Raw genomic sequence first — 15,992 nt, forward strand, 5'->3', positions numbered from 1 at the left:
CCTTCTCAGGCTTTGCTCTTGGCCGGCCGCGCGGGTTTCGCGGCCGGGGACTCGTTGGCGCCGTAGCGGCGCAGGATGTTCTCGAAACCGGCGTTCGCGCGCGCGATCGCGCCGGGGCTCTTGAGGAAGCGGGCCTCGTAGTGCAGGGCCAGGATCAGGCCGTGCACCTCGAACAGCATCTGCTCCTCGTCGGTGTTGGAGGCGAAGTGGCCTTCGTCGATCGAGGCGCGGATGGCGCGCTTCATCGCCGCGTGCCAGGTCTGCACCGAGCTGGCCAGCGCGTCGCGCACGGGGCCCGGGCGGTCGTCGAATTCCACGGCGCCGCTGATGTAGAGGCAGCCCGAGTCCAGTTCGACCGAGGTACGCTTCATCCAGTTGGCGAACAGCGCGCGCAGCCGCGGCAGGCCGCGGGCCTGCTTCATCGCGGGGTAGAACACCTCGTCCTCGAAGCGCGTGTGGTACTCGCGCACCACGGAAATCTGCAGTTCCTCGCGCGAGCCGAAGTGCGCGAAGACGCCCGACTTGCTCATTTGCGTGACTTCGGCGAGCGCGCCGATCGACAGGCCCTCCAGGCCGATCTGCGTCGCGAGGCCGAGCGCCGCGTCGACGATCGCGGCCTTGGTCTGCTGGCCCTTCTGCATGGCGCGGCCCTCGCGCGCGGCGCGGGCGGTCTTCAGGGGGAAGTCGGTGACGGCCATGGGCGTTCCCAGCAAAACGAACGGTCGTTCTATTTTGCAGGAAGTCGGGCGGCCATTCGACGAGACCCCGCCGGACGGCAAGGATTAGGCGGGCCGCCCTAATGCGGCCCGTCCACGGTCAGCCCTGCGATCTCGCGCCGTTCGCGGACGGCCCAGGCACGCGCTCGGCGCAATCGGCCAGCAATTGCTCGAGCTGTTGTGCATCGACCGGCTTGACCAGGTGCCGGTCGAACCCGGCCTTTCCGGACCGCGCGATGTCCTGCGACTGGCCCCAGCCCGTCAGCGCGACCAGCATCGGGCGCGCCGCACCTGCGGCGGCCACGATCTGCTTGCACGCTTCCAGCCCGTCCATCTCGGGCATGCCGATGTCGAGGATCGCCAATTGCGGCCGACGCTGCAGCACCAGCCGGACGGCGGCAGCACCGTCGGCCGCCGTGCGCACGCGATGCCCCATCGCTTCCAGCAGCTGCGCCAGCGTCTCGGCCGCATCGGCGTTGTCGTCGGCGACGACGATGTCGAGGCCCGGCTGCGGCCCGTCGGCGGCGGGAGCGGCAGCGTCCGCGGCCTGGGGCGCGTGATCGACCTGCTGCACCAGTGGCAGCGTCACAAGGAAGCGGCTGCCCCGGCCCAGGCCTTCGCTGTAGGCCTTGATGTGGCCGTCGTGCAGCGCGATCAGCCGTTGCGTGAGGGCGAGACCGATGCCGAGACCGCCGCGCGAGCGCGACTGCGCCTGTTCCACCTGCGTGAACATCTCGAACACCGCCTCCAGCTGGTCGGGCGGAATCCCGATGCCCGTGTCGCGGATGGTGATGGTCGCGGCCCCTTTCTCCACCACGACGCCCACCTCGATGCGGCCGCCGGGGTCCGTGTACTTGACCGCGTTGTGCAGCAGGTTCACGAAGGCCTGCACCAGCCGCGTCGGGTCGCCGTCCACCGCGAGCTTGACGTCGGGCAGCAGCACCGCCATGTCGTGCCCGGCCGCGTCGACGTGCGGACGCACGGTCTCGATCGCCTCGGCCAGCACGTCGCCCAGCGTCACGGTGGTGCGCTTGAGTTCGATGCGGCCCGTGTTGATGCGGCTCAGGTCCATCAGGTCGTCGATCAGGTGCGACAGCGACCCCACCTGCCGGTCGATGATGCGCGTCGCCCACTCGAGCTTCTCCGGCTCGAGCGGCCCGCGCTTGAGCACCTCGACCGCGTTGCGCACCGGTGCCAGCGGGTTGCGCAGCTCGTGCGCCAGCGTCGCCATGAACTCGTCCTTGCGCCGCGCCGCCTCCATCAGCTGCTGCTCGCTGGCCTGCAGTTCCATCGTGCGGTCCCGCACGCGCCGATCGAGCGTCGCGTTCAGCTCGCTCAGCCGGGCCTCGGCGTTGCGGCGCTCGGCGACCTCGCCGAGCAGCAGCCGGTTGGCCTGCTCGAGGGCGCGGCCCTGCCTGTGCAGTTCCGCGAACATGGAGACCTTGGAGCGCAGCACCGCGGGGTTGACCGGCTTGCGCAGGTAGTCGACCGCACCGCTGCCGTACCCCTCGAGGATGTGCTCATCCTCGTTGTAGTAGGCGGTCAGGAAGATGATCGGGACGCGCGCGGTCTTGCGGCGCTCCTTGACCAGCTGCGCCAGCTCGAAGCCGGACATGGTCGGCATCCGGACGTCGAAGATCAGCAGCGCGAACTCGTCGCCCATGAGCGCGAGCAGCGCGTCCTCGCCGGAGGTCGCCCGCACGAGGCGGTACCCCGGATCGTCGAGGATCGACTCGAGCACCATCAGGTTCTTCGGCTCGTCGTCGACGATCAGGATGTTGACCGGCACGTCGGTCGGGTCGACGCCGCGCAGTTCCCGGGATTTGTTCTCCATCGCCAATTCCTCAGCGGTACAGCCACACGCGCATCAGCGACAGCAACTGGTTGGTGTTCACCGGCTTGGCAATGTAATCGCTGGCGCCCGCCTCGAGGCACTTCTCGCGATCGCCGCGCATCGCCTTGGCCGTGAGCGCCAGGATGGGCAGCGTCCGGTACTCCGGCTCCCTGCGGATCTCGCGCATTGTCTCGTAGCCGTCCATCTCCGGCATCATGATGTCCATCAGCACCATGTCGAGGTCGGGGGTGCTCTTGATGATCTCGATGGCCTGGCGGCCGTTGGTGGCGCTCAGCACGTCCACGTCGTGGTTCTCCAGCACCGAGGTCAGCGCGAAGATGTTCCGGGCATCGTCGTCGACCACCAGCACCTTGCGCCCGCGCAGCACTTCGGACGAGTTGTGCAGGCGGTCCAGCATGGCCTGCTTTTCCGGCGGCAACTCGGTGACCACGCGGTGCAGGAACAACGCCGTTTCATCCAGCAGCCGCTCGGGTGACCGCACGTCCTTGAGCACGATGCTCTTGGCCAGGAGGTTGAGGCGGTCCTCTTCCTTCTGGTTCAGGTCCTTGCCCGTGAAGACGACGACCGGCACCTCGGCCAACCGGGGATCCGCGTGCAGGTGCTCGAGCAACTCGAAGCCGGTCATGTCCGGCAGGCGCAGGTCGAGCACCACGCAGTCGAAGTGCTCCGCGCCCAGCAGCGCGAGCGCCTCGTCGCCCCGGCCCGCGGTCGCGATCTCGATGTCGCCATGTCCAAGCAGTTCGATGACGGCATTGCGCTCGATCTCGTTGTCCTCGACCACCAGCAGCCGCTTGGTGCGCGGCATCGTGAACGCCTTCAGGCGCTCCATCGACGCTTCCAGGTTCTCGGTCGTCGGCTCCTTCAGGACATAGGCGAAGGCGCCGTGCGCCAGGCCATGCTGCCGCTCGCGCTCGACCGAGGTGATCTGCACCGGGATGTGCCGCAGCGCGGGGTCGAGCTTGAGCTGGTTCAGCACCGTCCAGCCGAGCATGTCGGGCAGGAAGATGTCCAGCGAGATGGCGGACGGCCGGAACTGGCGCGCCAGCGCCAGCGCGACCGAGCCCTTGTTGGCCACCAGGCCCTTGAAGCCCTTGTCCCGCGCCAGCCCGAGCAGCACGCGCGCGTAGTGCGGATCGTCTTCGACGATCAGCAGGCAGGTGTCGCCCGGCTCGAGGTTCTCGCGGTCGTCGGCCACCTGCTCCTCGCGTGCCACCGGCAGCGCGAGCATCGGGATGCTGGTCGGCGACGGCGCGGGCACGTTGCGCAGGACGGTGGCCGAGTCCGGGCCGCCGTAGTGAAGCGGCAGGTACAGCGTGAACGTGCTGCCCTTGCCGTGCACGCTGCTCAGGCGGATTTCCCCGCCCAGCAGGATGGCCAGCTCGCGCGAGATCGCCAGCCCCAGGCCGGTACCGCCGTACTTGCGCGAGGTGCCGGCGTCGGCCTGCTGGAACGCCTCGAAGATCAGGCGCTGCTTGTCCGCGGGCACGCCGATGCCGGTGTCCTCGACCGCGAACGCGAGGACGTGGTTGGCGTGGCGCAGGATCGGGTGGTCGGGCGACCAGCCGGCGGTGACCAGCCCGACGCGGACCTCCACGTGGCCGCTCGAGGTGAACTTCACCGCGTTGGACAGCAGGTTCTTCAGGATCTGCTGCAGGCGCTTGGGGTCGCTGTCCATCGTGCGCGGCAGGTCGTCCGCGAAGTACACGCGCAGCGGCAGGTTCTTGGCCTCGGCCACGTGGCGGAAGTTGCGGTCGATCGACTCGCGCAGCCAGTTGAACGAGATTTCCTCGACGTCGACCGTCACCGTCCCCGACTCGATCTTGGACAGGTCCAGGATGTCGTTGATCAGGTTCAGCAGGTCCGACCCGGACGAGTTGATGTTGCGCGAGAACTCGATCTGCTTGGGGTTCAGGTTGCCGGCGGCGTTCTCGGCCAGCTGCTGGGACAGGATCAGGATCGAATTCAGCGGCGTGCGCAGCTCGTGCGACATGTTGGCCAGGAACTCGGACTTGTACTTGGACGTCAGCGCCAGTTCGGACGCCTTTTCCTCCAGCGCGCGCCGGGCCTGTTCCACTTCCGCGTTCTTGCGCTCCACCTCCTCGTTCTGCTGCGCCAGCAGGCGGGCCTTGGTGCCCAGCTCCTCGTTGGTCTGCTGCAGCTCGATCTGGCGCGCCTGCAGTTCTACCGTCAGCTGCTGCGACTGCGTCAGCAGGCCTTCGGTCCGCATCGTCGCCTCGATGGTGTTGAACACGGCGCCGATGCCCAGCGACAGCTGGTCGAGGAAGTTCAGGTTCACCGCGCTGAACGGATGCAGCGACGCGAGCTCGATGACGGCCTTGGTCTGGTTCTCGAACAGCACCGGCAGCACCACCACGCTCACCGTGCGCGCCTGGCCCAGGCTGGAACTCACGGTGACGTAGTTCGCGGGGACGTCGGTCAGCAGCAGGCGGCGGTTCTCGATGGCGCACTGGCCGACCAGGCCTTCGCCGAGCGCCAGCTTCTCCGGCAGGCGGATGGCGCCGGACTGCGCGAACGCGGACAGCAGCACCAGTTCGTTGTCGCCGTCCTCGTTCGGGCGGCCGTGGTAGATCGAGCCCTGGTGCGCGTTCACCAGCGGCGCCAGCTCCGACAGCAGCATCTTGCCCACGGTGGACAGGTCGCGCTGGCCCTGCATCATCGACGTGAAGCGCGCCAGGTTGGTCTTCAGCCAGTCCTGCTCGCGGTTGCGCTCGGTGGTCTCGCGCAGGTTCGAGATCATCGTGTTGATGTTGTCCTTCAGCTCGGACACCTCGCCACGCGCTTCCACCTGGATCGACCGCGTCAGGTCGCCCTTCGTCACCGCCGTCGCCACTTCCGCGATCGCTCGCACCTGCGTCGTCAGGTTCGCCGCCAGCAGGTTCACGTTGCCGGTCAGGTCCTTCCACGTGCCGGCCGCGCCGGGCACGTGGGCCTGGCCACCCAGCCGGCCTTCCACGCCCACCTCGCGCGCCACGTTGGTCACCTGGTCGGCGAACGTGGCCAGCGTGTCGGTCATGTTGTTGATGGTCTCGGCCAGGGCCGCCACCTCGCCCTTGGCCTGCACCGCCAGCCGCTGCGTGAGGTTGCCGTCGGCCACCGCGGTCACGACCTTCACGATGCCGCGCACCTGCTCGGTGAGGTTCGAGGCCATGAAGTTCACGTTGTCCGTGAGGTCCTTCCACGTGCCGGCCACGCCGGGCACCTGCGCCTGGCCACCCAGCTTGCCTTCCGTGCCGACCTCGCGCGCGACGCGCGTCACTTCGGACGCGAAGCCGTTCAGCTGGTCGACCATCGTGTTGATCGTGTTCTTCAGGTCGAGGATCTCGCCCTTCACGTCCACCGTGATCTTGCGGTTCAGGTCGCCACGCGCCACGGCCGTCGTCACTTCCGCGATGTTGCGCACCTGCGAAGTGAGGTTGGCGCCCATCGTGTTGACCGAGTCGGTCAGGTCCTTCCAGGTGCCGGCCACGCCGGGCACCACGGCCTGCACGCCCAGCCGGCCTTCGGTGCCCACCTCGCGCGCCACGCGCGTGACTTCCGACGCGAACGAGCGCAGCTGCTCGACCATCGTGTTGATGGTTTCCTTCAGCTGGAGAATTTCGCCGCGGACGTCCACGGTGATCTTCTTGGACAGGTCGCCGTTGGCCACCGCCACCGTCACCTCGGCGATGTTGCGCACCTGGTTCGTCAGGTTGGACGCCATCGAGTTGACGTTGTCCGTCAGGTCCTTCCAGGTGCCGGCCACGCCGGACACCTGGGCCTGGCCACCCAGCTTGCCTTCGGAGCCCACCTCGCGCGCCACGCGCGTCACTTCCGAGGCGAATGCCGACAGCTGGTCGACCATCGTGTTGATGGTCTCTTTCAGCTGCAGGATCTCGCCCTTCACGTCCACCGTGATCTTGCGCGACAGGTCTCCGCGGGCGATGGCGGTCGCCACGTCGGCGATGTTGCGCACCTGGGCCGTCAGGTTGTTGGCCATGGAGTTCACGTTGTCCGTGAGGTCCTTCCACGTGCCGGCGACACCGGGCACCACAGCCTGGCCCCCCAGCTTGCCCTCGGTGCCCACCTCGCGCGCGACTCGCGACACCTCGGCGGCGAACGAACGCAGCTGGTCGACCATCGTGTTGATGGTTTCCTTCAGTTCCAGGATCTCGCCGCGGACGTCCACGGTGATCTTCTTGGACAGGTCGCCGTTGGCCACGGCGATGGTCACGTCCGCGATGTTGCGCACCTGGTTGGTCAGGTTGGACGCCATCGAGTTGACGTTGTCGGTCAGGTCCTTCCAGGTGCCGGCCACGCCGGGCACCTGCGCCTGGCCGCCCAGGCGCCCTTCGGTACCGACCTCGCGCGCCACCCGCGTCACTTCGGAGGCGAAGCCGTTCAGCTGGTCCACCATGGTGTTCATGGTTTCCTTCAGCTGGAGGATCTCGCCCTTCACTTCCACCGTGATCTTGCGCGACAGGTCGCCGCGCGCGATGGCCGTCGCCACGTCGGCGATGTTCCGCACCTGGCCCGTGAGGTTGGACGCCATGAAGTTCACGTTGTCCGTCAGGTCCTTCCACGTGCCGGCCACGCCGGGCACCTGGGCCTGGCCACCGAGCTTGCCCTCGGTGCCCACCTCGCGCGCCACGCGCGTCACTTCCGAGGCGAAGCCGTTCAGCTGGTCGACCATCGTGTTGATGGTGTTCTTCAGCTCCAGGATCTCGCCCTTCACTTCCACCGTGATCTTGCGCGACAGGTCGCCGCGCGCCACGGCGGTCGTCACTTCCGCGATGTTGCGGACCTGGCCCGTGAGGTTGTTGGCCATGGAGTTCACGTTGTCCGTGAGGTCCTTCCACGTGCCGGCGACACCGCGCACGACGGCCTGGCCGCCCAGCTTGCCGTCGGTGCCCACCTCGCGCGCCACGCGCGTCACTTCCGAAGCGAAGGAGTTGAGCTGGTCCACCATCGTGTTGAGGGTGTTCTTCAGCTCCAGGATCTCGCCCTTCACGTCCACCGTGATCTTCTTGGACAGGTCGCCGCTGGCCACCGCGGTCGCGACGTCCGCGATGTTGCGCACCTGCGCCGTGAGGTTGGACGCCATCGAGTTGACGTTGTCGGTCAGGTCCTTCCAGGTCCCGGCGACGCCCGGCACCTGCGCCTGGCCACCCAGCTTGCCTTCCGACCCCACCTCGCGCGCGACGCGGGACACCTCGCCCGCGAAGCCGTTCAGCTGGTCGACCATCGTGTTGATGGTGTTCTTCAGCTCGAGAATTTCGCCGCGGACGTCCACGGTGATCTTCTTGGACAGGTCGCCACGCGCCACGGCGGTGGTCACCTCGGCGATGTTGCGCACCTGGGCCGTCAGGTTGCCGGCCATGAAGTTCACCGAGTCGGTCAGGTCCTTCCAGGTGCCGGCCACGCCGGGCACCTGCGCCTGGCCACCGAGCTTGCCTTCGGTGCCGACCTCACGCGCCACGCGCGTCACTTCCGAGGCGAAGCCGTTCAGCTGGTCGACCATCGTGTTGATGGTGTTCTTCAGCTCCAGCACCTCGCCGCGCACGTCCACCGTGATCTTCTTGGACAGGTCGCCGTTGGCCACGGCGGTCGTCACTTCGGCGATGTTCCGCACCTGGCCGGTGAGGTTGTTCGCCATGAAGTTCACGTTGTCCGTCAGGTCCTTCCAGGTGCCCGCCACGCCTTCCACGACGGCCTGGCCACCCAGCTTGCCTTCGGTGCCCACTTCGCGGGCCACGCGCGACACCTCGCCGGCAAAGCCGTTCAGCTGGTCGACCATGGTGTTGATGGTCTGCTTCAGCTGCAGGATCTCGCCCTTCACTTCCACCGTGATCTTGCGCGAGAGGTCGCCTCTGGCGATGGCGGTCGCCACGTCGGCGATGTTGCGCACCTGGCCCGTGAGGTTGGACGCCATCGAGTTGACGGAGTCGGTCAGGTCCTTCCACGTCCCGGCGATGCCCGACACCTGGGCCTGGCCACCCAGCTTGCCTTCCGTGCCGACCTCGCGCGCGACGCGCGTCACTTCCGAGGCGAAGGCGTTGAGCTGGTCGACCATCGTGTTGATGGTTTCCTTGAGCTCCAGGATCTCGCCCTTCACTTCCACCGTGATCTTGCGCGACAGGTCGCCGCGTGCCACGGCCGTCGTCACCGTCGCGATGTTGCGCACCTGCGAGGTGAGGTTGTTGGCCATGGAGTTGACCGAGTCCGTCAGGTCCTTCCACGTGCCCGCCACGCCCGGCACCACGGCCTGGCCGCCCAGGCGACCGTCGGTGCCGACCTCGCGCGCGACGCGCGTCACTTCGGACGCGAACGAACGCAGCTGGTCCACCATGGTGTTGGTGGCTTCCTTCAGCTGGAGAATTTCTCCGCGCACGTCCACCGTGATCTTCTTGGACAGGTCGCCGTTGGCCACCGCGATCGTCACTTCGGCGATGTTGCGCACCTGGGCCGTCAGGTTGCCGGCCATCTGGTTCACCGAGTCGGTCAGGTCCTTCCACACCCCCGACACGCCCTTGACCTGGGCCTGGCCCCCGAGCTTGCCCTCCGTTCCCACTTCGCGCGCCACCCGCGTCACCTCGGAAGTGAACACCGACAGCTGCTCGATCATGGTGTTCACGAGCTTGGCCGAGCGCAGGAATTCGCCCTTCAGCGGACGGCCATCGACCTGCAGGTCCATCGACTGGCCCAGATCCCCCTTGGCGACCGCGCCGATGGTGCGCGCGATGTCGGTGGTCGGCCGCACGAGGTCGTCGATCAGCGTGTTGAACGAGGTCACCTGCGCCGCCCAGCCGCCCTGCGCCGCAGGAATGCCGATGCGCTGCGACAGGCGCCCTTCCTTGCCCACCGTGCGGGACAGGCGCGCCGCTTCGCTGGTCACCTGCTCCGCCTGCGCGATGCACTGGTTGAACGCTTCCGCGATCTGGCCTTCGACGCCTTCCCAGGTCGCGGGCAGCCGGGTGGAGAAGTCCCCGCGGCTGAACGCATGGAGTGCGGCCAGGACCTGCCGGGACTGCAGGTCCGCCTGCTTCTGTCGCGTCCGGATGGCGGGGACCTCGGCCGGCGGAACGCCGCTTGAGGAGGCAGTGCGAGTCTTGCCGCGGCTGCGCGGCGTCACGAGGGGGTCCATGGGCGTCCTGGCGTCGTTCTTGTGGGCCCGAGAACCAGCCGTTACGTTGGCTCAGCAGGCGCGCCAGTGTGTCGAGGCGCACCCATCTTGTGCGTAGGACGGCGCCGACACATGCGTTGCAGGCGGCACAGGGACGCGCAAACGGTGCTAATGGCCGCCCCGCCGCAGCATCCGCGCCACGGGTCAGGTGCGAGTGGGGTCGTTCGCCAGAAACTGGTGCAGCATGGCGACCGCGGCGGCGCCTTCGCCGATCGCCCCGCCGACACGCTTGACGGACCCGCTGCGCGCATCGCCGACGGCGAACACGCCGGGCACGCTGGCTTCCAGCGACCCGCGCGTGCGGCCTGGCGACGGACCCGCCGCGTCGCCGGTCCGCACGAAGCCCAGCGCGTCCAGGTCGACGCAGCCGCGCAGCCATTCGGTCGCCGGCTCGGCCCCGATGAACAGGAACAGGCTGCGCAAGGCCATCTCTTCCTCGCGGCCGTCCCGCCGCCAGCGCACGCCGGTCAGTCCCTGCAGCGCGTCGCCATGCAACGCGGTGAGCTGGGTGTTGGTCAGCACCGAGACGTTCGGCTGCGAGGCGATGCGGTCGATCAGGTAGCGCGACATGCTCGCCGCCAGGCCCGGGCCGCGCACGAGCATGTGCACCCGGCTGGCGTGGCCCGAGAGCATGACGGCGGCCTGGCCGGCGGAGTTGCCGCCGCCGACCAGCGCGATCTCGGCGCCCGCGCAGGTCTGCGCCTCCAGCGCCGAGGCCCAGTACCAGACGCCGCGGCCTTCGAATTCCTCCAGCCGCGGCACGCCCGGCCGCTTGTAGCGCGCCCCCGATGCGACGACCACCGCGCGCGCCCGCAAGCGACGGCCATCCCCGAGCCGCACGGCGAGCTCGCCCGTCTCCGCTTGCGACGCGCAGTCCAGCGCCTCGGCATGCGCCGGGATCAGGAAGTGCGCGCCGAACTTCTGCGCCTGCACATAGGCCCGCGCGGTCAACGCCTGGCCGGAGATGCCGGTGGGAAAGCCCAGGTAGTTCTCGATGCGCGCGCTGGCGCCGGCCTGGCCGCCGAAGGCCCGCGAATCGACCACGATCACCTTCAGCCCTTCGGACGCGGCATACACCGCGGTCGCCAGGCCCGCCGGCCCGGCACCGACGATGACGACGTCGAACAGCTCGTCGTGCGGCGCGGCATCCACCATGCCGATGCAGCGCGCCAGTTCCGCTTCGGCCGGATCGCGCAGCACGGTGCCGTCGGCGCAGACCGCCAGCACCTCGTCGGGCGCGGCGCCGGCCTGCAGGTGCAGTTCGGCCGCATGGCGGTCCTGCCCGATGTCCAGCACGTGGTGCGGGAAGCCGTTGCGATTCAGGAAGGACTCGAGCCGCAGCACCGCCGGTGCGCGCGGGTTGCCGATCAGGACCACGCCGCTGGCGCCGCGCTGCAGCAGCGCCACGCGCCGCAGGATCAGCGCGCGGACGATGCGCTCGCCCAGGTCCGCTTCCGCGACCAGCAGCGCGCGCAACTGCTCGGGCGGGACCAGCAGCGCCTCGACGTCCTCCTCGGCGACGCCGTCGACGAGCGCCGGCCCGCCCGACAGCTGGCCGACCTCGCCGGTGAATTGCCCCGGTCCGTGCTGCGTGATGGCGCCGTGCACGCCGACACCGTCGCGTTGGACGGCCGCGACTCGGCCCTTGAGGATGACGAACATGCCCGGGCTCGGTTCGCCGGCGACGTACAGGCGGTCGCCCTTGCGGAATCCCATCGGCAGGCCGAAACGCTGGATGCGCGCGATCTCGGCCGTGGCGAGCAGCGGGAACGCCTGCTCATGCCGGCTGGTCTCGACCGGCGAAGGGGGGGCGTCGTTCGGCGCGCTGGGCATGGCGGCTCCGGCTGGTGCGCGCAGGATACGCCGCTCAAGCGCGCGCCGTCGGCAGGTGTGCCCAGTTGGTCGTGTACTGCGGCGTGAGCCACTCCTGCTTCATGGTCCACGCCCGCGCATCGCCGCCCGTGCCCGCGCTGGCGGTGTGCAAGGTGCCGCGGCCGTAGCGGTCGTTGATGCGGTCCATCGCGGCCGCGAGCCGGCCCTGCTTCGGCGCCGGCTCCTCGTCGAGCGCGAGCTCGCCCTGCACGCGCGTCGCCGGTTGCAGGTCCAGCAGGATGACGCCCGCCTTGTGGAACTTGAATCCCTCGCGGAAGACCTGCCGCAAGCCCCGCAGCGCCGCCTGCACGATCGGCGCCGTGTCCGCCGTCGGCCGCCGCAGGGGCACAGTTGCCGAGCGCGAGTACTGGCGCTCCCACTTGCGGAACGGGTTCGTGTGCACGAACGTGAGCACCTGCGCGGCATGGCTGCCGTCCTCGCGCAGCTTGAAGGCCGCGCGGCTGGCGTACTCGCTCACGGCCTCGACCAGCGGCGGCAGCGTCGACACCGGATCGCCGAACGCGCGCGTGCACGAGACCTCCTTGCGCGCGGACGGCACGTCGTCCAGCGCGATGCACGGCACGCCCTGGAGTTCGCGCACGGTGCGCTCGACGACGACGCTCCAGCGCCGGCGCGCCACCGCCGCGTCCATCCGCGCCAGGTCGAGCACGGTGCGCACGCCGTCGGCTTCGAGGTGCGCCGACAGGCGCCGGCCGATGCCCCACACCTCGCCGACCGGCGTCGCCGCGAGCACGGCGTCGCGGTCCGATGGCGGCAACGCCTCGAGATGGAACACGCGCCCGAACGATGCCGGGTACGGCGCGCCGGGGCGGCGGTCCGCTTCCTTCGCCACGTGGTTGGCCAGCTTGGCCAGCGTCTTGGTGCCGCCGATGCCGATGCCGCACGGGATGCCGATCCAGCGCTCCATGCGCTCGCGCAGGCGATGTCCCGCCGCGACGAGGTCGCCCGGGATGCCGCGTACGTCGACGAAGCACTCGTCGATCGAATAGACCTCCTGCGCCGGCCCGTAGCGCGCGGCGATCGCCATCATGCGGTCGCTCATGTCGCCGTACAGCGTGAAGTTCGCCGACAGCGCGAGCACGCCGGCGTCGGGCAGGCGCGCGCGGATCAGGTGCCAGGGCTCGGCCATCGCGATGCCCAGCGCCTTCGCCTCGTTGCTGCGCGCGATGGCGCAGCCGTCGTTGTTGGACAGCACGACGACCGGCCGCCCGCGCAGGCTGGGGCGGAACACCCGCTCGCAGCTGACGTAGAAGTTGTTGCCGTCGACCAGCGCGTACATGCCACCCCGCTGCGCTTCAGCGGAACCGCTTGATGGTGCAGGTGACCACGCCGACGATGGCCAGCCGCTGGCCGTCCCGCTCGAAGACGATGTCGGGAAAGGTCGGGTCCGCCGCCTGCAGCTTCACGCGGCCGTTGCGCTGGAAGAGGTACTTGACCGTGAAGTCGTTGTCGACCTCCGCGACGACCACGTCCCCGTGCCTCGGCGCGAGCGCGCGGTTGACCACCAGGATGTCGCCGTCCGCGATGCCCGCGCCCTGCATCGACGTGCCGCGCACGCGCCAGAAGAACGTGGCGGTGGGGTGCGTGATGAGGAGGTCGTTGAGGTCCTGCCGCTTGGCGGCAAAGTCATCGGCAGGCGACGGAAACCCGGCCCGCACCGTCCCCTGCGCCATCGGCAGCGGCAGTGGCGGCCCCGGCACGAACGGCCAGCCGCCGGCGTGAGCGATACTACTGTTCACGCATCCAGTGTAGCCTCGCGAGCCGCTTGGGGCAACGGCTTGACGCCTGCCACCCATCGTGCTTGCGCACTCCGGGAGGCCTCAACGCAGAGACGCAGAAAGCAGCCAGAAGGAAGACCGAAGGGACAACACCCTTTGATGGATCTTCCGTGGCTTCTGTCTGCCTTCTGCGTCCTCTGCGTTGAAGACCAGGTGAGCGGTAGCGAACCGCTCGCGGTAACGAACCGCTCGCGCTAGCGAACCGCCTTGTACGCGACCACCTTCTGCCGCTGCTCGCCCAGGCCCTCGATGCCCAGCGTCATGACGTCGCCGCGCTTCAGGAAGCGTTGCGGCTTCATGCCGAGGCCGACGCCCGGGGGCGTGCCGGTGGTGATGATGTCGCCGGGCAGCAGCGTCATGAACTTGCTGCAGTAGCTCACGATCTCGGCGGCGCCGAAGATCATGGTCTTGGTGTTGCCGGTCTGCATGCGCTCGCCGTTCAGGTCCAGCCACATCGCCAAGCGCTGCGGGTTCGGGATCTCGTCGGTCGTCACGAGCCAGGGGCCGACCGGGCCGAAGGTGTCGCAGCCCTTGCCCTTGTCCCACTGCGAGCCGCGCTCGAGCTGGTACTCGCGCTCGCTGACGTCGTTGACGACGCAGTAGCCGGCGACGTACGACAGCGCGTCCTTGCGCGAGACATAGCGTGCGGTCTGGCCGATGACGATGCCCAGCTCCACTTCCCAGTCGCCCTTCACCGAGCCCTTGGGCAGCATCACGTCGTCGTCCGGGCCCTGGATGCACGAGGTCGCCTTCATGAAGACGATCGGCTCCTTCGGGATCGGCATGCCGGCTTCGGCGGCGTGGTCGGTGTAGTTCAGGCCGATGGCGACGAACTTGCCCACGTTGGCGACCGGGCAGCCCATGCGCGGCGTGCCGCGCACGACCGGCGCCTTGGCGACGGCCTTGCGGATCTTCGCGAGCACGGCCGGCGCGAGTTGCGCCGGGCCGATGTCGGGCACCACGCCCGACAGGTCACGCAGCTTGCCGTCCTCGCCGATCACGCCCGGCTTCTCCTTGCCCGGGTTGCCATAGCGAACGAGTTTCATGGGGTCCTTTCGTTGTTCGTGGAATCAGTAGGTCGCGCGTCCGCCCGACAGGTCGAACACCGCGCCGGTGGAGAACGAGCATTCCTCGGTGCACAGCCAGCCGACCAGCGCGGCGACTTCCTCGGGCCTGCCGAAGCGGTTCATCGGGATCTTGCTCAGCATGAACTGGATGTGCTCGGGCGTCATCTGGTCGAAGATCGCCGTCTTCACCGCCGCCGGCGTCACGCAGTTGACGCGCACGTCGACGTCGGCCAACTCCTTGCCCAGCGACTTGGTCAAGCCGATGACCGCCGCCTTGCTGGAGCTGTACGCGCTGGCGTTCGGGTTGCCGTCCTTGCCGGCGACGGACGCGATGTTGACGATGCGGCCGTAGCCCTGCTGGCGCATCAGCGCGCCGATCTCGCGGCAGCAGTGGAAGGTGCCGTGCACGTTGACGTCGTACACCTGGCGCCAGGCCTCGGGCGGGTAGTCGCACAACTTCGTGTTCGGTCCCGTGATGCCGGCGCTGTTGACGAGCGCGTCGATGCGTGGCGACTGCGCGGTGGTGCGCTTGACCGCCTGCAGCACCGACGCGTAGTCGGCCACGTCGACCGCGACCGCCGCGGCGCGCGGGCCGAGCTTCATCGCCGCCTGCTGCGCACCGGCCTCGTCGAGGTCCCACAGCGTCACGCTGCCGCCGGAATGCACCAGCCGTTCGGCGATCGCATAGCCGAGGCCCGTGGCGCCGCCGGTGATCACCGCATGGCGGCCCTGGAAATCGAGTTGGTTCATACCGTGATGCCTCCGTCGACCGCGTACGCCTGCCCCGTGACGAATGCCGATTCGTCGCTGGCGAGGAACACCACCAGCGGCGCGATCTCTTCCGCCTTCGCGAGCCGGCCCATGGGCTGGCGCGCGACGAACGCCTGCCGCGCGGCGACCGGGTCGGCATTCGCGTTGATGCGCCCCTGCAGCGACGGCGTATCGACCGTGCCGGGGCAGATCGCATTGCAGCGGATGCCGTCGCCGACGTAGTCCGCCGCCACGCTCTTGGTCAGGCCGATCACCGCCGCCTTGGTGGTGCCGTAGATGAAACGGTTCGGCAGGCCCTTGATGCTGCTGCACACGCTGGCCATGTTGATGATGCTGCCGCCGCCGCGCGCGAGCATCTTCGGCAGCGCGGCCTGGATGGCCCAGAACTGCGCGCGCACGTTCAGGTCCAGCGCGAAGGCCCATTCGTCGTCGGTGGCCTGCAGCACGGTGCCCGAATGCACGTAGCCGGCGCAGTTGAACAGCACGTCCAGCGCCGGCATGTCGCCGATGACGCGCTGGATCGACGGCTTGTCCAGCACATCGAGGCGCACGGCGCGCACGTTGGCGACGCCTTCGTAGCCGGCGAGCAGGCGCTCGTCGACGTCGGTGGCCCACACCTGCGCGCCTTCGGCGGCGAGCGCCAGCGCGCTGGCGCGGCCGATGCCCTGGCCGGCGGCGGTGACCAGGGCGGTCTTGTTCTGCAGTCGCACGTGGGTGTTCCTTCGCGTGGGC

At 69.0% G+C, this 15,992-nt stretch carries 9 protein-coding genes; all 9 read right to left on the reverse strand.

Annotation, left to right across the window (positions count from 1 at the left end):
* Positions 1–5: 5 nt before the first annotated feature.
* Entirely contained in the window at positions 6–698 is a 693-nt protein-coding gene (locus I8E28_RS18190) for a TetR/AcrR family transcriptional regulator (RefSeq protein WP_200789625.1), read from the reverse strand.
* Positions 699–816: 118 nt separating this feature from the next.
* Positions 817–2,550, reverse strand: coding sequence for an ATP-binding response regulator (locus I8E28_RS18195; RefSeq protein ID WP_200789626.1), 1,734 nt, complete (start codon positions 2,548–2,550; stop codon positions 817–819).
* A 10-nt stretch (positions 2,551–2,560) separates the two neighbouring features.
* A complete protein-coding gene (locus I8E28_RS18200; RefSeq protein ID WP_200789627.1) occupies positions 2,561–9,712 on the reverse strand; it encodes a HAMP domain-containing protein in 7,152 nt (2,383 codons plus the stop codon).
* Positions 9,713–9,895: 183 nt separating this feature from the next.
* Positions 9,896–11,584 carry an FAD-dependent oxidoreductase gene (locus I8E28_RS18205; RefSeq protein ID WP_200789628.1) on the reverse strand — a complete coding sequence of 563 codons (1,689 nt, stop codon included), beginning with the start codon at positions 11,582–11,584 and terminating at the stop codon, positions 9,896–9,898.
* 34 nt (positions 11,585–11,618) lie between these two features.
* Positions 11,619–12,923, reverse strand: a complete 1,305-nt coding sequence (locus I8E28_RS18210) for a Y-family DNA polymerase (RefSeq protein WP_200789629.1) — start codon at positions 12,921–12,923, stop codon at positions 11,619–11,621.
* 16 nt (positions 12,924–12,939) lie between these two features.
* Positions 12,940–13,317 (reverse strand): LexA family protein, encoded by a 378-nt coding sequence (locus tag I8E28_RS18215; RefSeq protein WP_200790447.1) that lies wholly within the window; start codon positions 13,315–13,317, stop codon positions 12,940–12,942.
* 299 nt (positions 13,318–13,616) lie between these two features.
* On the reverse strand, positions 13,617–14,468 hold the full coding sequence (locus tag I8E28_RS18220; protein WP_200789630.1) for a fumarylacetoacetate hydrolase family protein: 852 nt from the start codon (positions 14,466–14,468) through the stop codon (positions 13,617–13,619).
* Positions 14,469–14,492: 24 nt separating this feature from the next.
* A complete protein-coding gene (locus I8E28_RS18225) occupies positions 14,493–15,239 on the reverse strand; it encodes an SDR family NAD(P)-dependent oxidoreductase (RefSeq protein WP_200789631.1) in 747 nt (248 codons plus the stop codon).
* A complete protein-coding gene (locus I8E28_RS18230; protein WP_200789632.1) occupies positions 15,236–15,970 on the reverse strand; it encodes an SDR family oxidoreductase in 735 nt (244 codons plus the stop codon). The genes I8E28_RS18225 and I8E28_RS18230 overlap by 4 nt, the downstream gene beginning before the upstream one ends.
* Positions 15,971–15,992: the final 22 nt, after the last annotated feature.

Origin of the sequence: Ramlibacter algicola (genome assembly GCF_016641735.1) — a bacterium.
GTDB classification, from domain to species: domain Bacteria; phylum Pseudomonadota; class Gammaproteobacteria; order Burkholderiales; family Burkholderiaceae_C; genus Ramlibacter; species Ramlibacter algicola.

Bases quoted from the DNA above. Each gene is read 5' to 3' on its own strand.
- I8E28_RS18225 (WP_200789631.1), bottom strand. From the start codon at position 15,239: ATGAACCAACTCGATTTCCAGGGCCGCCATGCGGTGATCACCGGCGGC.
- I8E28_RS18220 (WP_200789630.1), bottom strand. From the start codon at position 14,468: ATGAAACTCGTTCGCTATGGCAACCCGGGCAAGGAGAAGCCGGGCGTG.
- I8E28_RS18200 (WP_200789627.1), bottom strand. From the start codon at position 9,712: ATGGACCCCCTCGTGACGCCGCGCAGCCGCGGCAAGACTCGCACTGCC.
- I8E28_RS18190 (WP_200789625.1), bottom strand. From the start codon at position 698: ATGGCCGTCACCGACTTCCCCCTGAAGACCGCCCGCGCCGCGCGCGAG.
- I8E28_RS18205 (WP_200789628.1), bottom strand. From the start codon at position 11,584: ATGCCCAGCGCGCCGAACGACGCCCCCCCTTCGCCGGTCGAGACCAGC.
- I8E28_RS18195 (WP_200789626.1), bottom strand. From the start codon at position 2,550: ATGGAGAACAAATCCCGGGAACTGCGCGGCGTCGACCCGACCGACGTG.
- I8E28_RS18210 (WP_200789629.1), bottom strand. From the start codon at position 12,923: ATGTACGCGCTGGTCGACGGCAACAACTTCTACGTCAGCTGCGAGCGG.
- I8E28_RS18215 (WP_200790447.1), bottom strand. From the start codon at position 13,317: ATGGCGCAGGGGACGGTGCGGGCCGGGTTTCCGTCGCCTGCCGATGAC.